Raw genomic sequence first — 24813 nt, forward strand, 5'->3', positions numbered from 1 at the left:
CCCGGATCAAGTCCGGCATGACGGGTGTTTTTCAGGGGTTCCCTGGAGGCTCTCCCCATTCGCCAGCAGACGGCGGATCGTCCTAATTGAACACTGTCCGAAACATCTTGTTAATGAACACCGTTTAATAAATCGGTCGTCCTGTGCCTAAATTAAACAACGTTCAAATAAGGGGAATGACAATGACACTCACAGGACGAACCTTCGGACATTGGTTGCTGGGACTGGCCTTGGTGATAGGAACGAAGATCGCGGCGGCGGCCGGGTTGATGACCCCGGCGGACGGCAGTGAGCCGCCGCTGAGCATCCGCGAGCAGCATGTCACCGTGGATGTGGAGGACGGTTACGCGGTCACCGAGGTGGAACAAGTGTTCCACAACCCCCACGACCGCGATTTCGAGGCCTGGTACAGCTTCCCGGTACCGCGCCAGGCGGCGGTGGCGGAGTTCACGGTGTGGATCGACGGCAAACCGGTCACCGGCGAGGTGCTGGAGAAACAAAAAGCCCGCGAGGTCTACGAGCAGGAGAAAGCCGCGGGCCGGGACGCCGGTCTGATGGAAAAGGACGATTACCGCACCTTCGACGTGTTCGTCAGCCCGGTACGGGCGGGCCAGGACACCCGGGTGCGGCTGGTGTATCTGCAGCCGACCTTCGTGGATACCGGTATCGGACGTTACGTCTATCCGCTGGAGGAAGGCGGCGTGGATGAAGAACGCATGGCGTTCTGGACCGCCAATGACAAAGTGGAGCAACACTTCACCTTCACCATGAATCTGCGCACCGGCTACCCGGTGGAGGCGGTGCGCCTGCCCAAGCATCCGCAGGCTCAGGTAGAACAACTGGGGCCGCAGCAGTGGCGAGTGACGCTGGACAGCCGTGCCGGCGCCAAGGCGTCAGCGGAACAAGGCGCGGCAGTGCCTGATGAAGGGGAAGACCCGGCCTCACCAGCGACGGCCTTCCGGCTTGACCAGGATGTGGCGGTGTACTGGCGTCACGCGGCGGATCTGCCCGGCAGCGTGGATCTGGTGGCCTATCGGGCCGCCGGCGCGTCACGCGGCACCTTCATGTTGAGCCTGACCCCGGGGGACGACCTGAAGCCGATCAGCACCGGCAGTGACTGGGTGTTCGTACTGGATATTTCCGGATCCATGCAGGGCAAGCTGGCGACTCTGACCGAAGGCGTCAGTCAGGCGCTGGGCAAACTGCGTCCCGGCGATCGTTTCCGCATTGTTCTGTTTGATGATCGCGCCACCGAGCTGACCAATGGCTATGTGGTGGTGAACCCGGAGAATGTGCGCCATTACGTGAAACGGGTCCAGGCCGTGGGTCCCCAGGGCGGAACCAATCTGTTTGACGGCTTGAAACTGGCGCTGCGGCCTCTGGACGCGGACCGGCCCACCGGTATCGTGCTGGTGACCGATGGTGTCGCCAATGTTGGCGTTACCGATCAGAAGAAGTTCCTCGAACTGCTCGAGACCCATGACATCCGGTTGTTCACTTTTGTCATGGGCAACAGTGCCAACCGGCCGATGTTGACCGCGCTCACCGACGCCAGCAAGGGCTTCGCGGTGAACGTTTCCAACAGCGATGACATCGTCGGGCAGATCCTGCTGGCCACCAGTAAGGTCACTCACCAGGCCATGAACAATGTGAAGGTGGACATCGACGGTGTGAAAACCGCTGATGTCACCCCTGAACGTTTGGGCACCGTATACCGGGGCCGCCAGATGGTGCTGATGGGACACTATTGGGGGCAGGGCCCGGCGGAGGTAACGCTTACCGCCGAGGTCGGTGGCGAGAAACGGCGCTACAAAACCCGTTTTGAGTTTCCCGCCAGCGGTGGCGACAACCCGGAACTGGAGCGGCTGTGGGCCTACGCGACGATTGAGGGGATGCAGCGCGAGTTGAATAACTTCGGTGACAACGCTGACCTGCGTAACGGCATCGTCGATCTGGGGCTGGAGTATGGTCTGGTCACCAACCATACCTCCATGGTGGTGGTGCGGGAAGACATGTTCCAGCAGTACGGTATTGACCGTGCTAACGCCAAACGCCGCGATATCGAACGCCTGGCCAAGGCCCAGCGTGAACAGCAGGCGCCGGTCTCCAATCGGGTTGACGGTTCGCAGCCGATGTTCAAGGGCCACCGGCCTTCCATGGGCGGTGGCGGTGGTGGCGGCGCCTTCGGCCCGCTGGCCTGGCTGCCGTTCCTGATTCTGTTGCTGGGGGGATGGTGGCGGCAGCGCCGCTGACACGCAACACGCTGGCACGCAAACACGCAAACACGCAAACACGCAACACGCAAACACCTGGTCCGCTGGCGCGGCCTTGCTCAGTATTCGCTGGCTTGCCAGCGAATCAGCGTGCCAGCGAACGCATGAGGCCCCATGGTCCATGGACCGCGATGTTTTTGCATCCCGCCGTTGTCGGGCTGAACCGTGATGCTGGGAGTGGTCACGGATAGCATGCTACATTGATGCGGATTTCCTGGCGCGGAGCGCGCCCTGGCTTCAACGACAACCAAGCGGGACCTGATCATGACTATATCCGTTGGCGATAAACTGCCCGACGTCACCATCAAAACCAATGGCGCCAAAGGACCGGAAGACTTGTCCACCGGTGATTTCTTCAAAGGCCGCAAGGTGGTTTTATTCGCCGTTCCCGGCGCTTTTACCCCCGGCTGTTCCGTGACACACATGCCTGGTTTCGTGGTGAACGCCGATGCCTTGCTGGAAAAAGTGGACGCCATTGCCTGCATGGCGGTGAACGACGCTTTTGTCATGGGCGCCTGGCAGCAGGACCAGAACGCCGAGCACATTACCATGATGGCGGACGGCAATGCTGAGTTCACCCGTGCCCTGGGGCTGGAATTGGACGCCAGCGGTGCCGGGCTCGGTATCCGCAGTCAGCGTTTCGCCCTGATCGCAGAGGACGGCGTGGTGAAGTATCTGGGCGTGGACGCCAAAGGCGTGGACAAGAGCAGCGCGGAAACCGTGTTGGCCGAACTGGGGTAAGGCCGTTTCCCCCGCGAGGCGGTGGGACAGCCTTTGCATCATGAATATTGTGTAAAAACACGGGTCCGGGCTCCGCCCAGAAATGGCGGGATCGCGTAGAATGCGGTCCTTTCATTCACGGACAGTTCCGGCTTTCAGGAAAAAGGTGGGTACATGGAGCAGATCAAGACATTTATAAATGAAAACCTGATGCCATACGCCTGGAGTTTCGCCATGGCAGTGGTGGTTTTTGTCATCGGTATCTGGGTGGCGAAGCGTATCGCCAACTGGTGCAAAGGGCTTTTGAACAAACGCCTGGATCCGACCGTGGCGAACTTCCTGGGGAATATCGTCCATATCCTGTTGTTCGTTTTCGTGGTGATCGCCGCGCTGGATCAACTGGGTGTGGAAACGACCTCGCTGGTCGCCATCGTCGGTGCCGCCGGCCTGGCGGTGGGTCTGGCACTGAAGGACTCCCTGGGCAATTTCGCCGCCGGAGTCATGCTGATTATGTTCCGGCCTTTCCGTGTCGGGCACTATGTGGAAGTGGCGGGCACCTCCGGCACCGTGAAGGAAGTCCGGATTTTCGCCACTATCCTCAACACGCCGGACAACAAAGTGGTGACGGTGCCCAACGGTCCGATCATCGCCGGCAATATCGTCAACTACTCGGAGATGCCCACCCGCCGTGTGGATATGGTGTTCGGGGTTGGCTATGACTCGGATCTGAGCAAGGTGAAGCAGATCCTGCAGGAAGTGATCGCCGAAGACGAGCGCTGTCTCAAGGATCCGGCCCCGACCATCGTGGTGTCCGAACTGGCGGATAGCTCGGTGAATTTCCTTTGCCGTCCCTGGGTGAAGAGTGCGGATTACTGGGCTGTGCTCTGGGATACTACCGAGAAGGTAAAACGCCGCTTCGATGAAGCGGGCATTAACATCCCCTTCCCGCAAATGGATGTGCACCTGAACAAGGTGGATGGCTGATTGTAGAGTGGCCGGCTGCCTGGTGGCGCCGGCCCGGCCGGGAGAAAAGCGATGAAAGTGTGGGGCCGTAAGGATTCCACCAACGTGAAAAAGGTGCTCTGGTGCGCCGACGAGCTGGGGCTGGAAGTGGAGCATCAACCACTCGGTGGCCGGTACGGCGGGCTGGACGAACCCGTGTATCGGGAAATGAACCCGAATGGCCTGATTCCCTGCCTGCAGGACGGCGACCTGGTGTTGTGGGAATCCAATGCCATTGTCCGTTATCTCGGCGCCCAGTACGGCGCGGGCCGGGTGTACGCCACCGATCCGAAACGCCGGGCCAACGCGGACAAATGGATGGATTGGGCTTCCACCACCCTGGTGGGCGCCTACAAGGACTGGTTCATCAATCGGGTGCGTAAGACACCGGAGACCCGTGATGCGGCGGCCATGGAACGAGGGCTGCGGTTTTTGCGCGAGCAACTGGCGGTGGTGGACCAGGCCCTGGCCAGACAGCCGTACCTGTCCGGTGATGACTTTGGCATGGGCGATATCCCGTTGGGCTGCCTGAGCTATCCGTGGTTTGAGCTGGATGACCAGCGCCCGCATCTGCCCCATCTGGAAGCCTGGTATCACCGTCTGGCCGAGCGTCCCGCGTATCGCCACCGGGTGATGATTGAGATCAGTTGATCCCCTGTCTTGTCCTGTTGGCCGTTCTGGCTGGCAGCCATCTTGGCTGAAGCAAAAATTCATTCGGCGCGCCGGTCAGAGCGCGCCAATCTTGTTGTTTTTTGCTCCACTCCGTTACGTGGGTCTCCTGATCTGTGAGACAAAAGTCACAGTTTGGTTACAGCCGCTGACAACGGAAACCGCGGGGTTACCTGGGGACGCCCCGTTAACATGACGTAAATCACATTCTACATTTTTTCATAGCCACCCTTTGTACATTCGTTCATTCGAGGTTCATCGGTTTTCAGGGGGACGGGGAGCTTAACCCTGGTCACTGGATGACCTGAATGTTTCGAACAATGGTTACTCAATGAGGGTGGAAGCGATGATTACGTCCATGGCAAGAGGCCTGCTACTGTGTTTGATGGTGGTCGCCCTGGCCGCCTGTGGTGGCAGTGGCGGTGGTGGTGGCGGTGGTACGCCGAACGATCCGAACAATCCGGGCAATCCGAATAACCCGGACAACCCCGATAACCCTGACGATCCGGACAACCCCGATAATCCGGATGATCCCGACGACCCGGATAACCCCGACAACCCTGACGATCCCGACGAGCCGACTCCGGAAGAAAAAGAAGAGTTGTTGACGCTGATCGACAGCGAAAACCACTTCACCCTTTCCGTATGTCCGGATGCCATGCTCGGTCACGATGAATCCGTGCTGGGCACTCTGCTGTCTCCGGTTGAGGTGCTGGCCTGCCAGAACGAAGCCCTGGAAAATATTTCCCTGGGTAATGACGACGTTCTCGGGCTGCTCTGTGCCAACGCCGTGGCCGAAACCGAATCCGGTTTGCTTGGTAGTGCTACCAACCCGGATTTCCTGCAAGCCTGCGTACTGGAAAGTGGCGTTTATCTGAAGGACACCATCACTGGTCTGCTTGATGGCACCAGCCCGTTGACCCAGGAATTGTGTCCGAGCTCGGATAACGTTGTGACCTGTCTGGTCGACGTGCTCAAGACCACACCGGAAACGGTACCGGCTGCTGTTGGCGAGGTGCTGGGCATTCTGGGTTGCGAAGACGTGCAGAATCCGCAGACCTGTCTGACTGGCGTGGCCAATAACCTGGCCAGCGGCGAACTGCTGCTTTCCACCGTGAATACCGTGTCTACCGCGTTGTGCCCGGTGGCCACCGGCGAAGAGTCCTTCAATCCGCAATCCTGTCTGACGGAAGTGCTGACCGGCGTGACTTCCATTGTTGGTCTGGAAAGCATCTGTGAAAGCAGCACGGAGTTGCCCGCGGGCTTGTCCGAGCTGGCGGGGCTGACCTGCTTGCTGGACATCGGTGATGGCCTCAGCCCGATCGCCGACGCCGTGGGCGGCATCCCGGTTCTTGGCGACCTGCTGGGCGGTCTGCTGGAAGGCGGCCTGCCGGTTCCGGGTGACGGTTCCGATCCGCTCACCGGCCTGCTGGAAAACCTGGGCATGCTGGGTGACCTGACCGGCGAGATTCCGGTACTGGGCGACATCATCGGCGGCATCCTCAGCGGTGACATCGGTGGCGACGGCGGCCTGCCGCTGGATCTGGAAGGTCTGCTGGGTGGTCTGAGCGGTGGCGATCTGGACGCTCTGACCGGCCTGCTGGACCAAGTACCGGTGCTGGGCGACGTGCTGGAACAGGTCCTGGGTGCGCTGACCTGTGAATCCGGTAATCCGCTGGAATGTCTGGCTGGTGCCGGTGACCAACTGTCCGGCCTGACCGGCCTGCTGGGTGAGATTCCGGTACTGGGTGACTTGCTGGATCCGCTCCTGAGCACCCTGTTCGGCCTGGCCGACGGCGGCCTGCCGGGTGGTGATGGCAACCCGCTGGATACCATTACCGGTGCCCTGGATCAGATCCCGCTACTGGGTGACCTGCTGAACCAGTTGCTTGGCACCCTTGGCGGCGGTTTGCCGGGTGGCGATGGCGGTTTTGAGCCTGACCTGTCCCTGCTGGAAGAAATTCCGGTGCTGGGTGATCTGCTCAGCGGCCTGCTGGGTGGTCTGACCTCTGGTGACGTGGACCTGGATGGCTTGTTCGGCGGTGTGATTGGCGCTGACGGTGGACTGGTACCGGCGATTGGCGACCTGCTTGAGCAGGTCCCGGCTCTCGGCGAACCGCTGGTGACCGTGCTGGATACCCTGGCTGGTACCGACGACAGTCTGCTGGAGAACCTGCTGAATCCGGTTCTGGATACGCTGGAAGGCATTCCCGGCCTGGGTGATCTGCTGGCCAGTCTGCGCGATGGCCTTCTGTGCGGGCTGCTGGGCGTGCTGTGCAGCGCTTAAGCCGATAACCCGTCAGATTGAAACGCCCCGGGAAGCGATTCCCGGGGCGTTTTCTTTGAGGTAAGCAGGGCAAAGGTGTCCCATCGTTATGGGACGGCCCGCTTCCCGTGGAAGGGACTACGGAGCCGCTGTGGGAGCTTGCTGGCAAGCGAATTCTTGAGGCTCAGTGGCGCCAATTTGCTTGCAGCCGCCCCGCCCGGCAAAGCCCCACTGCTGTCCCTAGTGCAGGCGTTCGTTCTCCGGACTGAAGCGATGTGGCGGCAGAGTAATGCTGAGCACCCTGGGGCCCAGCATCCGGGTTTCGCCCTGGTAGCGTTCGCCGCCGGTGACGGTGAATTCGAAGCTGTAACAACGCAGCAGGCACCAGCCCTGGCCCGGATCGCGGCGTATCCGCACACGGCGCAGCGCCACGGTTTCATCCAGCAACGACACGTCTTCCCTTTGGCAATACCGGCGGGTGGCCAGGAGGGCGCTTTCGCGAATCTTCTGGGCGCGCCAGAACAGGGCCGCGGCGATGCACAGGGCGCTGAGCAAAAGCAGGTCCGTGAGTTGCAGATTCATGTTATGTCCGTCAATTTGGTGATTACCCGGTATTCACTCCGGGTAAAAGCACGGTCAATGGCTCCTGGAAAGCCAAGCGAGGTGCTCATGCTGGCCTGGTTGAAACGCTGGTTCCACCGCCCCCCGTCAGCGCCGCCGGAGGCAGGCTCCGGTGCCGCCCATGCCGGTGACGAGCCGGAGGATCTGCATCGCGGCCGCCACCGATTGAAGGAACGGTACACCAGCCATTGGGATCTGGACTACCTTAGCGAGGATGAACTGGAGCAGTTGCTGGGCGGCGACGATGACCAGGACCGGCAGGATCGCCGCTGACCGGTCAATTCTTCAGCCGGTAGCCGGTTTTGAAGATCCAGTGAATCACCCCCACGCACAGCACCATGAACAACACGGTCATGCCCAGGCTGAGGCCGACGTTGACATCGGCGACACCGTAGAAGCTCCAGCGAAACCCGCTAATCAGATACACCACCGGGTTAAACAGCGTTATCGTCTGCCACACCGGAGGCAGCATATTGATTGAATAGAAAGTGCCCCCCAAAAACGTCAGTGGCGTCACGATCATCATCGGGATGATCTGCAATTTCTCGAAGCCGTCCGCCCACACCCCGATGATGAAACCGAACAGACTGAACGTCACCGCGGTGAGTACCAGAAACGCCACCATCCAGACCGGATGAGCGATATGGAAGTCCACGAACAACCGCGCGGTGGCGAGGATCAGCAGGCCGAGAATGATCGACTTGCTGGCCGCGGCGCCGACATAACCGGTGACGATTTCCACATAGGACACCGGCGCCGAAAGGACCTCATAGATGGTGCCCGAGAAACGCGGCATGTAGATGCCGAACGACGCATTGGAGATGCTCTCGTTGAGCAACATCAACATGATCAGCCCGGGAATGATGAAAGCGCCATAGCTGATGCCGTCGATCTCCACCATGCGAGAACCAATGGCGGACCCGAACACCACGAAATACAGCGACGTGGAAATCACCGGCGAAGCGATGCTTTGCAGCAGCGTGCGCCAGGTGCGGGCCATTTCGAACAGGTAGATGGCGCGAATGGCGTGGAGATTCATGCGGACTCCCTCCCGGGTGCGGTTTCATCAGGGCGCGATTCGTGGACCAGGTGCACGAAGATATCTTCCAGCGAACTTTCCCGGGTGCGCAGATCGCGGAATTCGATGCCGTTGTCCTCAAGTTGACGCAACAGCGGCGCGATACCGCTTTGCTCGTCACGGGCGTCGAACGTGAAGGTGATCTCCAGGCCGTCCTCGGACAGCGATAATGGTAGCGCCGACAGGGCTTCGGGGATGCACGTCAGCGGCGCCGCCAATTGCACATGCAGTTCGCGCTTGCCCAGCTTCTGCATCAGCGCGTTCTTTTCGTCCACCAGTACCAGCCTGCCATGATTGATCACGCCGATACGGTCGGCCAGTTCCTCGGCTTCCTGAATGTAGTGGGTGGTCAGAATGATGGTGACGCCACGGTCGCGCAGCTGCTCCACCAGTTGCCACATATCCCGGCGCAGTTCCACGTCGACACCGGCGGTGGGCTCATCCAGGAACAGAATCTCCGGCTCATGGGACAGTGCCTTGGCGATCATCACCCGTCGCTTCATGCCGCCGGACAGCGCCATGATCTTGTCATTGCGTTTATCCCACAAGGACAGGTCTTTCAGGATCCGTTCAATATGGGCCGGATCGCGGGGCTTGCCAAACAAGCCGCGGCTGAAGGTCACCGTTGCCCACACTGTCTCGAAGGCGTCGGTGGTGAGTTCCTGTGGCACCAGGCCGATCTTGCCGCGCGCCGCCCGATATTGGTGCTGGATATCGAAACCGCCGGCCAGCACGGTGCCGGCGCTGGGACGGACGATGCCGCAGATGATGCTGATCAGGGTGGTCTTGCCGGCGCCGTTGGGACCAAGCAAGGCGAAGATCTCTCCTTTACGGATGTCCAGGTCGAGGTGTTTCAGGGCCTGGAAGCCCGAGTCGTAGGTCTTGTTGAGATTTCTGACCGAGATAACCGTATCCACGGGGGCTCCTTGTGATGAGGCTTTGTTACTGGTCGAAGCGGTTCTAAGCAAATCGACGGTCCCGCGTTGCCGAGAACGAGAAACGACGATACCACCACGGTATTGCGAATTCAGAAAGAAAACGCTACAACCTCAAGCATTGTTAAGGTCAAAGGTGCATCATGGAAAGGCTCAATGCCGATAATGTGGGCAAGGCACTCACCGTGGGGCAGGTAGCGGAGCGTACCGGCCTGGCGGTGTCCGCCATTCATTTCTACGAAGCCAAGGGGCTGATCCAGAGCCGCCGCAGCAGTGGTAATCAACGGCGCTATACCCGTGACGTGCTACGGCGGCTGGCGGTGATCAAGATTGCCCAGCGCACTGGTATTCCGTTGGCCGAGATCGCCGAAGCGTTGGCCACCTTGCCGGAGGAGCGCACCCCCAATGCCAAGGACTGGGGGCGGCTATCGGCCCAGTGGCGTGAGGATCTGGACAAGCGCATCGAACGGCTGACCCTGTTGCGCGATCAGCTCAGCGGCTGCATCGGTTGTGGTTGCCTTTCTCTGTCCGCCTGCCCGTTGCGCAACCCCATGGACGAACTGGCGGAGGAAGGCAGCGGCGCCCGTCTGGTGGACCCGGACTGAACCGGGCTCACCGTTCCTGGCATTGGCTTTCCAGAATGTGCTGCTGGTTCTCCTTGTCGAGAATCGGGAACAGACTCCGGCTCACCCGGATCACGCCGACTTTCCAGGTGCGATCCGTCAGACAGACAAAATGGCGGGTGTCTCCGTCGCCTTCCCCATACAAAGTGCTTTCCTCGTGGCTCTCGGTGTAGCGGAACAGCGGTGTGCGATGGCCGGTGAACAGCACCATGGTACGGTCCCCGGGACCATGGTAGTAACGCACCTGGAAGTCCACGGCCGGTGGCGCCAACAGCAGCAGTAGCGCGCAAAGGGCCAGGCCCGTCGTCAACGTGAAGATCAGGCCCGGGCGCCGTCCGCGCAGCTGGCGAATAAACAGAATCATCACGAGGATCACGGACGCCGCCATCAGCAGGGCCAGTAGCCAGGGCAGCCCCCAGATCTGAGCGCCGGCGGCGCTAATGTCATCCCCCACGGTCCGGTAGCCCGGGGCCACATAGTCCCAATCCAGCAACAGCGACATCAGAGTCAGGGCGGTCCAGCCCAAGGTCGCCACAATGGCAAGAATCAGCCCCGGTGCCGGGCGGTACAGGGGCGATTCGACGGTGCGCTCATCGCTCATGGCGGCACTCCAGTGGTTCGCTGTAAATGTAGGTGCCGTCGGGTAGCACCACCTTGCAGGGGAGTTCCGCTTGTTCCAGGAACCGGTTGCGCTCGCGGGTCTGGCGCTTGAAGCCGCCAGGCGGCAGCATCAGGCCAAGCTGACAGACGTCCTCCGGTGGGCCGGCCATGTCCAGGCGGATCGGTTCGCCGCGCCATTGCCGGGCCAGATCGTAGAGCGTCTCCAGGGCGCTGTCGTGGCTCACCATCCAGGGCATGACGTACAGCGCCTGACACAGAGCGTTGGTGTCCCGTCTTGGTGTCAGCACGGCGGTGAACATGGGCACGATAGCCGGTAGGGGCAGAGTCTTTTCACTGAACTCGAACTGCTCATAGACTTTTCGTACGGCCTTGCTGTGTCGTTTGAAACGTTCTTCCCGGGGCAGCTTGTCCATTTCAGCGCCCAGCATTCTCTGCTGGTGGTTGAAAACTCCGGCACCGGTGGCCCGGCGCAGCAGTGTAATCACCTGTTCGGAAGGTTCCGGGTCGGTGTAGAAACGGGCCAGTGCCACGCAATCCCGGGAGTCTTCCGCCTGGCTGGGCAAATTGGGCAGATTGACACTGATAATGCGCCGGGACACATCGGTGGCGCCTTTCGGTGTCGTCGCCCAGAGCCGGGACAGAAACAACTGCAGCACGGCGCTGTCCGTTGGCACCGCGAGCCCTTGCTTTTTGAGAAAACCCGCGTAGTCCGCGTCGCAGTGGAGATTGGCCGCGGTGTAGTCGAATGCCCGGTAGCCGCCGGTCTCGCGCAGATGGGAGACGGACATCGGATCTTCCCCGCGCCAGCCGAAACCGGTGTCTTCACGTGGTATCTCCACCGGTACAAGGTTGGTCAGACCCAGTTTGAACAGGGCATAGCGTTGATACCATTGGGCGTCGCCGGGCTGCAACCAAGCCTGGACGTGTGGCCGGCTGCCGAGCACCAGAGCGATGTCCGCCAAGGTGAGCGGGGCCGGGGAGGCCGGATCGGTGTGCAGCAGTTTCGCCAACGCCCCGCGCAGTGGCTCGCCCACATCGGTCAGTTGCAGCGCGAGCCGGCCTTTCTCGGCGTGGTGTTGATCAAGCAAGGCCCTGGCCCCGTCGGCATCGCCCCTCACCAGAGCGCCTTCCAGCCCGTCCAATTGCGCCATCAATTGATGGCGGAAGCGCAGACATTCCTCGATTCCGCCGGTGCGCGACTCGGTCAGGGCCTCGGGCGTGCGCCAGCGATAACGCTGCTGGAAACGAAACAGGCCCCGGGCTTCCACCCGCTCTTCAATACAGGCCGTGGGGCCGGGAGCAGGCTCATTGAAGTTCACCAGCTCGGTGGTCATGGACTGACGCCGCCAGCCTTCACCCGCCAGTTCCGGCAGAGAGCGGAGCGATACGGTGATCCCTTCGCCGCTCCAGTCCTGCTGTACCAGTCTTATCGGCGAGGCGGCGAGCATCAGCAGGGCAGCCCCGCCCAGTACCAACAGCAGGCCGAGCAGACGGCGGCGCCATAGCAGCGTCAGCGCCAGGACCAGGAGAACGGCGGCAAAAAAGAGATCAACGCCGGCCTGGGCATAGCGGTCCAGGAAAAGCGGGGAGGCGGTCCTGGCGGTGGTCCAGGCCAGTCCCGCCAGGATGGCGGCCACGACCAGACACAGCAGGGCGGTGATGCGGGACCAGATGGGGGTGATGCGCATGCGGGCTCCTCTCCCTCAGCCCCGGTGAATAAGAGCCCTTGAGCAGGCTTCAGGGCGGCGAGGCGAATGGTATTGAATGATGGTCGCACTGGCCACCCGCTGCTGTCCCGGAAAGGTAAAAAGAGCATGCTATGCTGCATGGCGATGTCGAGTACCTTACATTGCGTGAGAACGGATGTTGGAGGGACCATGAGTATTCTGCAGCTTCCCCAGGCGGTGCCCACGGCGCTACTGATGGATTGGCACGCCACCCTGGTGGATACCCATGACGCCATGTATCACGCCATCGACGATGTGCTCCCCCGTCTGGAAGCACTGGGCCTGCGTGACCGGCTGTTGACCACTGAGCAGTCCAAGACGCTGGAAGACGCCCGTTTGGTCAAGTACGTCCGTGACCACCATCGACTGCATCCGAAAATCACCGCCCAGCGCAAAATCTCGCGCACCGATATCTTCGAAGTCCTGTTCGGTTCGGATCAGGACGCCAAGGCCCGCATCCACGCGGCTTTCGACGACTGCTACAAGAAGTACGTGGACGATGTTCATGCGTTGGAGGGGGATACCACCTCGCAACTGCGCCGGCTGCGGGAACTGGGCATCCCCATGGGCATCATCAGCAACCGTAAAAGGGACTATCTGGAGCACGAATTGAGCCGGTTGGAGGAGGGGGCCTGGATCGAGCTGTTCGACGTGATCGTCTGCGGTGACGACGTGGCCCACCGCAAGCCCGCCCCGGATATGATTCTCGAAGCCCTGCGACGGCTTGGGCAGGAGCCCGGTCCCACCTGCTGGTATCTGGGCGACAGCACCACCGACGTGATCGCGGGCAAGGAAGCCGGCGTCACCGCCGTGTTCTACAACGGCGCCCAGTGGTCGCAGTCCTGGCTGGACAAGATCTTCCCCGGTTCGCCACGCCACCCCCACCGCCCGGATGCGGTGGTGACCCGTTTCGGGGAGCTGGTGCGGCTGGTGCGTGACATGGTGGCCAACGGCAAACGGGTCCAGCGGGCGGCGGAAGCGGCCTTCACTCCTCCTGAAGGCAGACTTAGGGAAAACTGAATTGTCTCCATTGGCCCGGGCGGGCAGTGTGATAGAGCCGGCCCGACGGCACGGCCCGGTGATGACAACAACAATTCAGTGATTGGGGCCGTGGATGCGTGCTTGGGCCCCAGGAGAAGTACACTATGACTCTGACTGCCCGTACGGCCGGTTTGGCCGCCTTCTGTCTGACGCTGTTCAGTGGTATCGCCAGCGCCGCCAATTTGTCTTACTCCTCTCCGTTTCCCAGCAACCACACCACCGTGGCCAAGGGCATTGAGCCTTTCGCCAAAGCCGTGGAGGAGGCTTCCGGCGGCGAGGTCAAGCTGACCGTCTATTCCGGTGGCGTGATGGCCAAGGGGCCGGCGACGCTGTCCACTATTCAGCGTGGTATCGTCGACTCCGGCCTGGTGGTCCCGGCCTGGGTCACCAGCCAGATTCCGGCCACCGATACCATTGCCTCGCTGATGCTGGCGGTAAGCGACGCCCGTGTCGCCGCGGCCGCCGCCAACGAGTATTACCTGTTGAAATGCCCCGAGTGCATGGACGAACACCTCAAGCACAACGCCCGCCCGCTGGCGTACTATGGTTCCGCTCCGTACCACTTTGAATGTCGGCAACAGCTCGACGGCCTGGAAGATCTGGCCGGCAAGCGGGTGCGTGCCACCAGCACGCCATTGGTGAACTGGGTGGAGCAATTCGGCGCCACCATCGTCGCGGTCCCCACCGAGGACATCTATCAGGCGCTGCAGCGTGGACAGGCGGACTGCAACGTCGGCCCGCTGGCCTACATGCACACGCTCAATCTGAAGGAAGTGGTGAAGTGGGTCAGTGACATGCCGTTCGGTTCCTATTACGGCGCCACGGTCCTGGAAGTGAACGACAAAACCTGGAAAAAACTTTCTGATGACGAGCGCGCGGTGATCTCGTCCCAGTTGGCGAAACTGGTTCGCGACGTCACCGAAGGCTACGAAGATGATTCCGCCAAGGCGCGTTCCGAAGGCGAAGCCGCCGGCGTGGTATTCGCCAAGCCTTCCGAAACCGAGAGCAAGAAGCTGGCCGATCATGTCGATAGCGAATTCCAGCGGGTGCTGGCGCTGGCCAAGGAGCGTGGGGTTGGCGGTGATGACCCGGCCGCTTTTCTCCAGGGGTTCCTGGACACTCTGAGCAAATGGGAAAAACTCGTCGCCGACCTGGACGGTGACTACGATGCCTATCAGCAGGCACTGCAAGACGAAATTTTCTCCAAGCTGTAGCCGATAGAGCGACGGGCGGCGCCTTCACCGGTGGCCGCCGTGTCCTCCCTTTTCAAGACGCCCTTTCAAGCCTCTTTTTTAAGGAAATACAATGAAGGCTCTCGACCGTCTGCTGATGCGGTTGGTGCAGGGGTTCGCCCTGATCGCCGCCTGCGCCATGCTGGTGATGATGGGTCAGGTGACGCTGGATGTGTTGTTGCGCTGGCTCGCCAACCACCCCATCGATGGCACCCTGGAACTGGTCGCCAACTACTACATGGTGGCGTTGATTTTCCTGCCCCTGGGGCTGCTGACCTATACCCGTGATCACATCACCGTGGAGCTGTTTACCCGGCATATGGGCGAGCGCCCGCTAGCCGGGCTCGATCTGCTCGGTAACGTGGTGGCGTTGGTTTACGTCGGCGTCCTGATCTGGATGGGGGCGCTGGAAGCCTGGGATATGACCCTGATCGGTGAAACCTGGACCGCCGGTGTTGGCGAGATCGTGGTGTGGCCGGCCCGTTGGCTGGTACCCGCTGGCGGTCTGCTGATGGCGGCACTGTTCCTGCTGCACGCGGTGGATGACCTGATCATGCTCGTTGCCGGTCAACGCTCACTGGAGCCGATCAATCCGTTCTCCGCGTGGGACCAAGACGACACCGTGGCCTGAGGAATTTGTCATGACCGATATGATGATCGGCCTGAGCGGCGTCGGCATTCTGCTGCTGCTCATGGCTTTGCGTGTGCCCATTGCGGTGTCCCTGGGCGTGGTATCCCTGGGGGGAATCGTTGCCCTGAGGGGGGTCGACCCGGCGCTGGGCATGCTGCGTGCCATGCCCTATGAATTCGGCGCCAGCTGGACCCTGTCGGCGGTGCCCATGTTTCTGCTGATGGGGGCGTTCGCTTACCATTCCGGCCTGACCCGGCTGCTTTACGACGCCGCCCGGCTCTGGCTGATGCGGGTGCCCGGCGGGCTCGCCCTGGCGACCAACTTCGGCTCCGCCGGTTTCGCCGCGGTATCCGGCTCCTCCATGGCCACCACCGCCTCCATGGGGAGACTGGCGATTCCGGAGATGCTCCGCTATGGCTATGACCGAGGGCTCGCCACCGGCACCGTGGCCGCGTCCGGTACCCTTGGGGCGCTGATTCCGCCCTCGATCCTGTTCATCATCTATGGCTGGTACACCGAGCAATCGATCAGCAAGCTGTTCCTCGCCGGAGTGATTCCCGGTCTGCTCACCGCCGTTTTTTTCGCCTCCATGATCGTGATCCGCTGCTGGCTCAATCCGAAGTTGGCGCCGCAACGGCATGAGCAGGTGAGCTGGGCGGAACGCATGGCCAGTCTGCGCGCGGTATGGCCATTGCCGTTGTTGGTGCTGGGCGTGCTCGGCAGTATCTACGGCGGTGTCGCCAGCCCCACCGAAGCCGGGGCTCTCGGAGCCGCCATGACACTGGCCATTGCGCTGCTGCAACGGCGTTTGCCCTGGCGTGCCTTTTGCGCGTCGCTGGCGGAAGCTCTGCGTACCACCGCATCGATTTTCTTCATCGCCATCGGCGCGGTCATGCTGACCCGTTTCCTGGCCATGGCCGGTTTGTCCACCGGGCTGGTGGAACTGGTGACGTCCATGGATATGACCGTGGCCTGGGCCTTGCTGGCACTGGTACTGGTTTACCTGGTACTGGGTATGTTCCTCGATCCGCTGGGGGTGATGCTGCTGACCCTGCCGGTGTTCCTGCCAGTATTCCATGCCCTGAACATGGATCTGATCTGGATCGGCGTGCTGGTGGTGAAGCTGATCGAGGTCGGACTGCTGACGCCGCCGGTAGGCATGAACGTCTACGTGGTGAAGAGCGTGGTGGGTGACCAGGTGGCTTTGGGCACCGTGTTCAAGGGGCTGCTCTGGTTCCTGCTGTGTGAAGCGCTGCTGTTGCTGCTGCTGGGCAGCTTCCCGCAGCTGGCGCTATGGTTGCCGAATCTGGTGGGCTGAGAAAAAACAAGTATCGCATAACGCACACGCTGGGGGTGGCTGCAAGCCGATTCGCCGCCAAGGCAGCTCCCACAGCGGCTCCGTGGCCGTTGCTGCGGGAAGCGTGCTTGCTCGCGAATACGGCGTGAATTCATATCTCCAATTCCGTTAAGCCCCCGGTCCCGGCGTCGCCAGCAGGTAGTCCACCAACTCGCGGGCGAAGGTCGGTAATGCTTCCAGCTCCCGCACACAGATTTTCATCTCCCGTTCGGCCCAGGCGTCGGACAGTTCGATGACATGGATATCCATGGACCGGGCCAGCCGGCGCGCCGCGGAGCGGGGCAGCAGACCGATGCCGGCGTTCGCTTCCACCATGCGGCACAGCGCGTCGAAACTGGAAACCTGGACACGGATCTGGGTATCCAGGCCCAACTCGCTGGCCACCTGGGCCATAAAGGTGTGGATGGCACTGCCGGAGTGAAGGGACACGAAGTCGTGGCCCAGCGCTTCCTTGAAGGCCAGTCGCGCGCGGCTGGCCAGGGGATGGTTCAAGGCGGTGGTCAGCACCAGCCGGTCGCCGTGATAGGGAAGCGCCTGCAGGCCTTCGGTGGACACCGAGCCGGCGACGATGCCAATGTCGGTGGCGCCGTCCTGGACCGCCTTGACGATATCGTGGCTGAGCCGCTCCTGCAGATCCATATCCACCCGTGGATGGTCGGACAAGAATCGGCCCAGCGCGGCGGGCAGGAACTCGGTCATGGCGGTGGTGTTGGCGAACAGACGCACCCGGCCCTTGACCCCTTGTCCGTATTCCGCCAAATCGCCGAGCAGGCGCTCGCTTTGTTGCAGGATGCGCAAGGCGTTGCGCAACATGGCCTGGCCGGCGGGAGTGAGCGTCACGCCCTGGCTGGCGCGATTGAGCAGACGGGTACCGATGGCATCTTCCAGATTCTTGATGCGCATGCTCGCCGCCGCCAGGGACAGGCAGGAGCGTTCGGCGCCACGGGTCAGGCTGTTGGCTTCGGCGATATTGATGAACAGGCGCAGGTCCACCAGGTCGAAGAACAGCCGCTGCGTGGAGTTGGCCATCTCAGCTGAGCAACTGGCCGCCGTCCACCGCCAGCGTCTGGCCGGTGATCCAGCGCGCCTGCGGGGAAGCCAGGAACAGCACCGGTTCGGCGATGTCATCCGGCGCGCCAAAGCGGCCGAACGGGATGCCGGCCAGGATATTTTGATACAGCGTCGGATTATCGCGGCGGGCGTCGTCCCAGACTCCGCCGGGAAATTCCACTGACCCTGGCGCCACCGCGTTGACGCGGATACCGTCGCCGGCCAGCCGCAACGCCAGGCTGCTGGTGTAGTGGCTCACCGCCGCCTTTACCGCGGCATAGGGGGCGGTGCGCACGGAAGGATGGAATTGGGCGATGGAGGTCAGGTTGATGATCGCCGCCCGGGAGGATTCGCGCAGATACGGCAGGCTGGCGTGACAGGCGCGGACCGTGCCCATCAGATCCACGTTCACGCTCATGCCCCAGCCGCTCTCGTCGTCGCCGCGACCGAACGCCGACGCGCAATTGACCAGCACGTCGAGCCCGCCGAGAGCTTGCGCCGCGTCACGGATGTAGCCGTCGATAGCGGTCTTGTCGCCCAGGTCGCAGGTGGCCACATGCAGTTCCCACCCCTTGGCGGCGGCGTCCTGGCGCAAGGCACCCAGCGTCTCGGCGCCACGGGCGCAGACCGAGACCCGGGCTCCGGCCGCCGCGAACGCCAAGGCGATGGCGCGGCCGATGCCACGGCTGCCGCCAGCCACCACCACGCGCGTGTGGTTGAAATCGAATCCCATGGCTTTCTCCCGTTCCCGTTGATGTCGGCCAAACCGGGCCGAACAAAGGGGTACTGTACGCCGAAAGCCTTGAAATTTCCCTTTTGATCACCACCATCCCTCACCACGTCATGGACAAAATCCTTGAACACCCAGTCAACAGGCGGATCGTGCCGCCGCGCTGGAACTGATCGCGAATCCCGGAGGTGATTTGATGTCAGCACCGACGCTATCACGTCAATCTGTTCAATATACGCCCCGCTCACCAGCGGACCCTTATCCCACTCGTCTGGCGCGAACGCCGGACCAGCCCTGGCTGCAACGCCGCGAAGCGGTGGTCAAAGGCGACCCCGATCAAGGCCCTCTTTCGGCGCAACAACTGGACGCTTTCGAGACGCGGGGTTTCCTGTTCGAACCTGGTTTTCTTGATACGGAAGAAGTCCGGGCGCTGCGACGCGAAATGTCGTCACTGATGAACACGCCGTCGTTTCGCGGGCGTCCTTTCACCATCACCGAGCCGGAGAGCCAGGAAATCCGGTCGCTGTTCGCGGTGCACTTTCTGTCCGGGCGTTTCCGCCAACTGGCGGAGGATCCGCGCCTTATCGGGCGGGCCCGCCAGATTCTGGGCGGTGAACCCTATGTGCATCAGTCCCGGATCAACTACAAACCCGGCTTCAAGGGCAAGGGGTTCAACTGGCATTCGGACTTCGAGACCTGGCACGCGGAAGACGGCATGCCGGCCATGCGCGCGGTCAGCGCCTCCATCGTGCTCACCGACAATCACACTTTCAACGGCCCTCTGATGCTGATCCCCGGCTCGCACAAAGTGTTCGTACCCTGTGTCGGTGAAACCCCGGAAAATCATCATGAACAATCATTGCGACGGCAGGAGATCGGTGTTCCCGGCGAGGCGGTGCTGGCGGAGTTGATCCGGCGGCATGGTATCGAGGCACCCACCGGCGCCGCCGGTGGTCTGCTGCTGTTCGACTGCAACACGCTGCACGGTTCCAACGCCAATATGTCGCCGGACCCGCGCAGCAATGTGTTTTTTGTCTATAACCGCCGTGACAATCGTTGCCGGGCGCCGTTCGCCGCGCGCCGCCGGCGCCCGGAGTTTCTGGCCCACCACCCGGATCGGGAATGGGCGCCGGACCTCTGATGCCGGACCAAGTTCCCACAGGGCGACTTCGTAGTTCATTGCCGTGGGAAGCGGCCTTGGCCGCGAATGCCTCGGGGCCGTTGTTCATTCGCTTGCCAGCAAGCTTCCCACAGCGGCTTCGTGGCATGATCTGTGGGAACCAGCCTGCTGGCGAATGGCACGCTGTAACCGCGTCTAGGTGCTCCGTTTATTCGTCCCGATGCTTGAAGAACCGCTGGATACTGGAGAAATCCAGGCCGCCGTTCCCGGCGCTGGCGTGCAGACCGTAAAGGCTTTTCGCCAAAGCGCCCATGGGCGTGGCGGACTTGCTCGCCAGCGCGGCTTCCAGCGCCAGGCCCAGGTCCTTGTTCATCAGGTTGACGCCGAAACCGCCCTGATAGTTGTTGCTGGAAGGCACGCCCTCCATGACTCCGGGCCACGGATTGTAGACTTCCAACGACCAGTTGCGGCCGGAGCTGGCGAACATGATGTCCGACAGGACCTTGGGATCGAGGCCGTGATCGACGCCCAGCTGCAGGGCCTCCGCGGTGCCGATCATGTGGATCGCCAGTAGCATGTTGTTGCAGATTTTCGCCACTTGCCCGGCGCCGTTGTCGCCGGCGCGAAAGATCTTGCTGCCCATGCACTCGAGCACCGCGCGGGCGCGCTCCACCGCATCTTCGGGGCCGCCGCAGATGAACGTCAGGGTGCCGGCCTTGGCGCCGCCGACGCCGCCGGATACCGGGGCGTCGATCATCACCCGGCCGCTGTCGGCGGCGGCGGCGGCCAGCTCGCGGGCGGTGGCGGCATCGATGGTGGAGCAGTCGATGATCAGACTGTCCTGGCCGATGGCGTCGAGAATGCCGTTGTCTCCCAGATAGAGCCCCTTGGCCGCGGCACCGGAGGGCAGCATGCTGATCACCACCTCGGCGTTTTCCACTGCCCGTGCAGGTGAGTCAGCGGCGCTGGCGCCGGCGTTCACCGCCTCTTGCAGCAGGGCGGGCACCAGATCAAAGGCGGACACCTCATGACCGGCCTTGACCAGATTGGCGGCCATCGGCCCGCCCATGTGTCCGACACCAAAAAACGCGATTCTCATAATTATTCCTCCAGCTGCTGAAGCCGGCGCGGTGCCCGTTTCGCAGGTCTCTTTTACAAGTCCGCTAACGGATCGGGTACGCCGGGAAGTTGATAAAATTCCGCCAGGTAGGCCGGGGTGATCTCGGCAACCGAGCGGTGTTTGAAATGGGGTTGTCCGTCCTTGTCGATCAACAGCGCGCGCACGCCTTCCTGAAAATCACCGTGCAACGTGCACTGCACCGCCACCCGCCATTCCATACGGAACACATCAGCCAGCGTCATGTCGGCGCCCCGGTGCCAGTTTTCCCATACCAGAGCGGCGGTTTGCGGGCAGCCTTTGGCGAGCGTCGCGGCGGCTTTGCTCAGCCAGCGGTCTTCACTGTCGAGACCGGTGATGGCCTCGACCACATAGCTCGGATCGTCGCTATCGCAAAGCCGATCGATCTCCCCACGGTGCTGGCTGACCGGGCTTTCCGGCAGGTCCCCGGCGGTCAGGCTGAATCCGGCCAGCAGCGCGCTGACCTGGCCGTCGTGATGTCGCGCGTCATCGTTCCAGTTCAGTTCGTTGAGCGCGGTCATCACCGCGGTCTTGCGCTCATGGGCGATAGCCACGTCACCCAGACCGATGGCGAGCCCGTCACTGACGTTGATGTTGGCGCCGGTCAGTCCCAGGAACAGGCCGACCTTGCCGGGCATGCGGCTGAGGAAGTAGCTGCCGCCCACATCCGGAAACAGGCCGATGGTGATTTCCGGCATGGCGATGCGCGCGGTTTCGGTCAGCACCTTGTGCGAGGCCCCGGCCAGCAGACCGAGGCCGCCGCCCATGATGATGCCGTTGCCCCAGCAGATCAGCGGTTTGCCAAAAGTGTGCAGGCGATGGTCCAGCCGGTATTCGCGGCCGAAGAAGGCTTCCGCGTACCGGTTCCGTTCTCCCTGCGATGTATCCACCATGCTTTGGTACAGGCGCACGATATCGCCGCCGGCGCAGAACGCCTTATCGCCGTTGGCGTCCAGCCAGACCGCCTGGATCGTGTTGTCGGTCTGCCAGGCGGCAAGTTGCTCCTCCAGCAGATCGATCATTTCCAGGGACAGGGAGTTGAGGCTTTTGGGTGCGTTCAGAGTGGCACGACCGATCCGGCCGTGATCGCCTTCCAGAATCTCGAATGTCACCAGGGCCTTGCTGTCACTCACAGTGCTCTCCATCAACAGGACTCCATCAATTGATTGCGTCGCGCGGCATTATCCCGGTCGTTCACAGGAACGCCAGGTCGCCCAGCACGCGGCGGGCAATAATCACCCGCATGATTTCGTTGGTGCCCTCCAGAATCTGATGCACGCGGGCGTCACGCACGTAACGTTCCAGCGGGTATTCCTTGATGTAGCCGTAGCCGCCATGCAGCTGCAGCGCCTGGTTGCAGACGTCGAAACACAGATCGGTGGCGAGCCGCTTGGCCATGGCGCAGTACATGGACTTGTCGGCGTCGCCCTGGTCCAGCTTCCATGCCGCCAGCCGCACCATCTGCTGTGCCGCCACCAGATGGGTGGCCATGTCGGCGAGGGTGAACTGGGTGTTCTGGAACTGGCTCAGGGCCTGGCCGAACTGTTTGCGTTCCTGTACGTAGCCTTGCGCCTGATTGAGCGCCGCGGTGGCGGCGCCCAGGGAGCAGCTGGCGATGTTGATGCGGCCGCCATCAAGGCCGGCCATGGCGATCTTGAAACCCTGGCCTTCTTCACCGACGCGGTAGCGCTCGGGAATGCGCGCGTCTTCCAGGATCACCGCCCGGGTGGGCTGGCTTTTCCAGCCCATCTTGTCTTCGTTGCGGCCATAGCTGACGCCGGGGGTGTCCGCCGGGATGGCGAAGCAGGTGACGCCGCCGGCGCCGCTGCCGCCGGTGCGTGCCATCAATACCAGTACATCGGTGTCGCCGGCGCCGGAAATAAACGCCTTGGCGCCATTGAGCACATAGTCATCGCCATCTTTTTTGGCGCTGGTGCTCAGGGATGCGGCGTCGGAACCGGCGTTGGGTTCGGTGAGGCAGTAGGACGCCAGCTGCTCCCCGCTCATCAGACCGTCCGCCCATTGTGCCCGCAACGCATCGGAACCGAAGTTCGACAGCATCCAGGTGGCCATGTTGTGGATGGTGATGAAGGCGGTGGTGGAGGTGCAGCCGGCGGCCATTTGCTCGAAGATCAAGGCGGCATCAAGCCGGCTCAATCCCATGCCGCCATGATCGGGGTCGCAGTACAGCGCGCAGAAGCCGAGTTCTCCGGCCCGTTTGATGGTGTCCTTGGGAAAGGTACTGTGTTCATCCCATTCGGCGGCGAAGGGCGCCAGTTCTTTTTCGGCGAACTGACGGGCGGTATCGCGGAACGCCTGTTGTTCTTGGTTGAGGGAGAAATCCACGGTATCGGTCTCCGCTGTTGGCGGGCGGGCCCGCTCTCTCATGCCGGTACGGGTGAGGGAGCGGGCCGGCCGGCGAGGTTATTTCAGATGGATGGTCATGTTCGGGCCACTGTGGGTGGCGTCGGCGATGTCGTCCTCGAACCAGCGGCTGGTGACGGTCTTGGTCTCGGTGTAGAACCGCACCGCCTGCTTGCCGTAAGCGTGCTGATCACCGTAGAAGGACCCCTTCCAGCCGGTGAAGCTGAAGAACGGCAGCGGCACCGGTATCGGAATGTTGATGCCGACCTGACCGACTTCCACTTCATGCTGGTATTTACGGGCGGCGGCGCCGCTGGCGGTGAAGATGGAGGTGCCGTTGCCGTAGGGGCTGTTGTTGACCAGCTCGATGGCTTCTTCCAACGTGTCCACGCACACGCAGCACAGTACCGGGCCAAAAATTTCTTCGTTGTAGATGCTCATTTCCGGCTTCACGTCGGTGAACAGCGTGGGGCCGACCCAGTTGCCATCCGGCAGGCCGTCCACGGTGCAGTCGGAACCGTCCAGCAGGCAGGTGGCGCCTTCTTCCTTGCCCTGTTTGATCAGGGTAAGGATGCGCTCCCTGGCTTTCGGGCTGATCTGCGGGCCGTAGGCGGCGCCGGCGTCGTCCCAGGCACCGGGGCGCACCTTGGCGAACTCGTCCTTGATGTCGTCGATCCACTGTTTGGAATCACCGACGAACACCGCCACGCTGATCGCCATGCAACGCTGGCCGGCGGCGCCGCAGGAGGAGCCCACCAGATTGCCGACCACCTGGCTCTTCTGCGCGTCCGGCATGATCACCATGTGATTCTTGGCACCAGCGAAACACTGGGCGCGTTTCAGATGCTCGGTGGCGGTGCGATAGACATGCTGACCCACCGGCACCGAACCGACGAAGGACACCGCCTTGATCTCCGGATGGGTGAGCAGGGTATCCACTTGCTGTTTGCCGCCGTGCACCACCTGCAACACGTTCTTCGGCGCGCCGGCTTCCAGGAACAGTTCCGCCAGCAGATTGGGGGTCATCGGGTCCTGCTCGGAAGGTTTGAGCACGAAGGTATTGCCGCAGGCGATGGCCATCGGGAACATCCACAGCGGGATCATTGCCGGGAAGTTGAACGGGGTGATACCGGCGCAAACACCCAGCGGCTGGATCCAGGAATGGGTGTCGATGCTGCGGGCCACGTTCTCCACCGTTTCGCCCATCATCAGCGACGGGATGTTGGCGGCCTGCTCGACCACTTCGATGCCGCGCCAGACGTCGCCCTTGGCGTCCTCGAAGGTTTTGCCGGTTTCCTTCGCCAGCACCTTGGCGATGTCGTCATGGCGTTCTTTCAACAGGGCCTGATACCGCATCATCAGCCGGGCCCGTTCGGTCACCGGCACTTCACGCCATTCCTCGAACGCGGCCTTGGCGGCGGCGATCGCTTGCTCCATTTCCTCGCCGGTGGCCGCCGGGGCCTCGCACAATACTTCCTGAGTGGCCGGATTGGTGACGGGAATCCAGGTGTCGGTGGCACTTTGCGCGAACTCACCGTTGATCAGTTGAGGCAGTCGGGTGGACATAACGCTCTCCAAATAATTATTAGGGGTATAACGGGCCACGCGCGCCGAG

Annotated in this window: 23 protein-coding genes; 12 read left to right on the forward strand and 11 right to left on the reverse strand. The window is 62.1% G+C overall.

Going from position 1 to position 24813, the window contains the following annotated elements; translation table 11 throughout:
* Positions 1-182: 182 nt before the first annotated feature.
* The 5 genes from A6D6_RS01385 (at position 183) to A6D6_RS01410 (ending at position 6951) form a co-directional block, all read left to right on the forward strand.
* Positions 183-2252, forward strand: coding sequence for a VIT and vWA domain-containing protein (locus A6D6_RS01385; protein WP_159659709.1), 2070 nt, complete (start codon positions 183-185; stop codon positions 2250-2252).
* A 285-nt stretch (positions 2253-2537) separates the two neighbouring features.
* Positions 2538-3014: a peroxiredoxin gene (locus A6D6_RS01390; RefSeq protein ID WP_133491039.1), complete on the forward strand. Its 477-nt coding sequence runs from the start codon at positions 2538-2540 to the stop codon at positions 3012-3014.
* Between the two features lie 189 nt (positions 3015-3203).
* Positions 3204-3977: a mechanosensitive ion channel family protein gene (locus A6D6_RS01395; protein ID WP_236563936.1), complete on the forward strand. Its 774-nt coding sequence runs from the start codon at positions 3204-3206 to the stop codon at positions 3975-3977.
* Positions 3978-4028: 51 nt separating this feature from the next.
* Positions 4029-4646 (forward strand): glutathione S-transferase family protein, encoded by a 618-nt coding sequence (locus tag A6D6_RS01400; protein ID WP_133491037.1) that lies wholly within the window; start codon positions 4029-4031, stop codon positions 4644-4646.
* A gap of 376 nt (positions 4647-5022) precedes the next feature.
* Positions 5023-6951 (forward strand): hypothetical protein, encoded by a 1929-nt coding sequence (locus A6D6_RS01410; protein WP_236563937.1) that lies wholly within the window; start codon positions 5023-5025, stop codon positions 6949-6951.
* A gap of 219 nt (positions 6952-7170) precedes the next feature.
* Here the strand turns inward: A6D6_RS01410 and A6D6_RS01415 are convergent, their stop codons facing one another.
* On the reverse strand, positions 7171-7512 hold the full coding sequence (locus A6D6_RS01415; RefSeq protein WP_159659712.1) for a DUF3301 domain-containing protein: 342 nt from the start codon (positions 7510-7512) through the stop codon (positions 7171-7173).
* Between the two features lie 87 nt (positions 7513-7599).
* On the opposite strand from A6D6_RS01415, the gene A6D6_RS01420 reads away from it, so the two are divergent.
* Positions 7600-7824, forward strand: coding sequence for a hypothetical protein (locus A6D6_RS01420; RefSeq protein ID WP_133491035.1), 225 nt, complete (start codon positions 7600-7602; stop codon positions 7822-7824).
* Between the two features lie 4 nt (positions 7825-7828).
* Here the strand turns inward: A6D6_RS01420 and A6D6_RS01425 are convergent, their stop codons facing one another.
* Positions 7829-8590 carry an ABC transporter permease gene (locus tag A6D6_RS01425; RefSeq protein WP_133491034.1) on the reverse strand — a complete coding sequence of 254 codons (762 nt, stop codon included), beginning with the start codon at positions 8588-8590 and terminating at the stop codon, positions 7829-7831.
* The gene (locus A6D6_RS01430; RefSeq protein WP_133491033.1) at positions 8587-9546 is read right to left on the reverse strand and encodes an ABC transporter ATP-binding protein; all 960 of its coding nucleotides are present in this window, start codon (positions 9544-9546) and stop codon (positions 8587-8589) included. Before A6D6_RS01430 ends, A6D6_RS01425 begins: the two co-directional genes overlap by 4 nt.
* Before the next feature lie 161 nt (positions 9547-9707).
* Here A6D6_RS01430 and soxR point away from each other — a divergent pair, with 161 nt between their 5' ends.
* On the forward strand, positions 9708-10169 hold the full coding sequence (soxR, locus tag A6D6_RS01435; RefSeq protein WP_133491032.1) for a redox-sensitive transcriptional activator SoxR: 462 nt from the start codon (positions 9708-9710) through the stop codon (positions 10167-10169).
* A 7-nt stretch (positions 10170-10176) separates the two neighbouring features.
* On the opposite strand, the gene A6D6_RS01440 is transcribed toward soxR, so the two are convergent.
* Complete coding sequence (locus A6D6_RS01440; RefSeq protein WP_159659713.1) at positions 10177-10788, reverse strand: hypothetical protein; 612 nt, start codon at positions 10786-10788, stop codon at positions 10177-10179.
* Positions 10778-12496 carry a hypothetical protein gene (locus A6D6_RS01445; protein WP_159659714.1) on the reverse strand — a complete coding sequence of 573 codons (1719 nt, stop codon included), beginning with the start codon at positions 12494-12496 and terminating at the stop codon, positions 10778-10780. The genes A6D6_RS01440 and A6D6_RS01445 overlap by 11 nt, the downstream gene beginning before the upstream one ends.
* A 189-nt stretch (positions 12497-12685) precedes the next feature.
* On the opposite strand from A6D6_RS01445, the gene A6D6_RS01450 reads away from it, so the two are divergent.
* The 4 genes from A6D6_RS01450 to A6D6_RS01465 all read left to right on the forward strand — a co-directional run bounded on the left by A6D6_RS01450 (position 12686) and on the right by A6D6_RS01465 (position 16757).
* Positions 12686-13555 (forward strand): HAD family hydrolase, encoded by an 870-nt coding sequence (locus tag A6D6_RS01450; protein ID WP_080531762.1) that lies wholly within the window; start codon positions 12686-12688, stop codon positions 13553-13555.
* 125 nt (positions 13556-13680) lie between these two features.
* A complete protein-coding gene (gene dctP / locus A6D6_RS01455; RefSeq protein WP_133491029.1) occupies positions 13681-14790 on the forward strand; it encodes a TRAP transporter substrate-binding protein DctP in 1110 nt (369 codons plus the stop codon).
* Positions 14791-14881: 91 nt separating this feature from the next.
* Positions 14882-15439, forward strand: coding sequence for a TRAP transporter small permease subunit (locus A6D6_RS01460; protein WP_097059080.1), 558 nt, complete (start codon positions 14882-14884; stop codon positions 15437-15439).
* Between the two features lie 10 nt (positions 15440-15449).
* Positions 15450-16757, forward strand: coding sequence for a TRAP transporter large permease (locus A6D6_RS01465; RefSeq protein ID WP_133491028.1), 1308 nt, complete (start codon positions 15450-15452; stop codon positions 16755-16757).
* 147 nt (positions 16758-16904) lie between these two features.
* On the opposite strand, the gene A6D6_RS01470 is transcribed toward A6D6_RS01465, so the two are convergent.
* The gene (locus tag A6D6_RS01470) at positions 16905-17825 is read right to left on the reverse strand and encodes a LysR substrate-binding domain-containing protein (RefSeq protein WP_080531761.1); all 921 of its coding nucleotides are present in this window, start codon (positions 17823-17825) and stop codon (positions 16905-16907) included.
* 1 nt (position 17826) lies between these two features.
* The gene (locus A6D6_RS01475; protein ID WP_159659715.1) at positions 17827-18579 is read right to left on the reverse strand and encodes an SDR family NAD(P)-dependent oxidoreductase; all 753 of its coding nucleotides are present in this window, start codon (positions 18577-18579) and stop codon (positions 17827-17829) included.
* Between the two features lie 193 nt (positions 18580-18772).
* Between A6D6_RS01475 and thpD the strand changes: the two genes are divergently transcribed.
* Positions 18773-19717, forward strand: a complete 945-nt coding sequence (gene thpD / locus A6D6_RS01480) for an ectoine hydroxylase (RefSeq protein ID WP_159659716.1) — start codon at positions 18773-18775, stop codon at positions 19715-19717.
* Positions 19718-19904: 187 nt separating this feature from the next.
* Here the strand turns inward: thpD and mmsB are convergent, their stop codons facing one another.
* The 4 genes from mmsB to A6D6_RS01500 all read right to left on the reverse strand — a co-directional run bounded on the left by mmsB (position 19905) and on the right by A6D6_RS01500 (position 24764).
* Entirely contained in the window at positions 19905-20795 is an 891-nt protein-coding gene (mmsB, locus tag A6D6_RS01485) for a 3-hydroxyisobutyrate dehydrogenase (RefSeq protein WP_159659717.1), read from the reverse strand.
* A gap of 53 nt (positions 20796-20848) precedes the next feature.
* Positions 20849-21967 carry an enoyl-CoA hydratase/isomerase family protein gene (locus A6D6_RS01490; protein WP_236563938.1) on the reverse strand — a complete coding sequence of 373 codons (1119 nt, stop codon included), beginning with the start codon at positions 21965-21967 and terminating at the stop codon, positions 20849-20851.
* A 61-nt stretch (positions 21968-22028) separates the two neighbouring features.
* Positions 22029-23180, reverse strand: a complete 1152-nt coding sequence (locus tag A6D6_RS01495) for an acyl-CoA dehydrogenase family protein (RefSeq protein ID WP_133491023.1) — start codon at positions 23178-23180, stop codon at positions 22029-22031.
* Between the two features lie 78 nt (positions 23181-23258).
* The gene (locus A6D6_RS01500) at positions 23259-24764 is read right to left on the reverse strand and encodes a CoA-acylating methylmalonate-semialdehyde dehydrogenase (protein WP_133491022.1); all 1506 of its coding nucleotides are present in this window, start codon (positions 24762-24764) and stop codon (positions 23259-23261) included.
* Positions 24765-24813 lie beyond the last annotated feature (49 nt).

This window comes from Alcanivorax xiamenensis, assembly GCF_009846745.1.
Classification (GTDB): domain Bacteria; phylum Pseudomonadota; class Gammaproteobacteria; order Pseudomonadales; family Alcanivoracaceae; genus Alloalcanivorax; species Alloalcanivorax xiamenensis.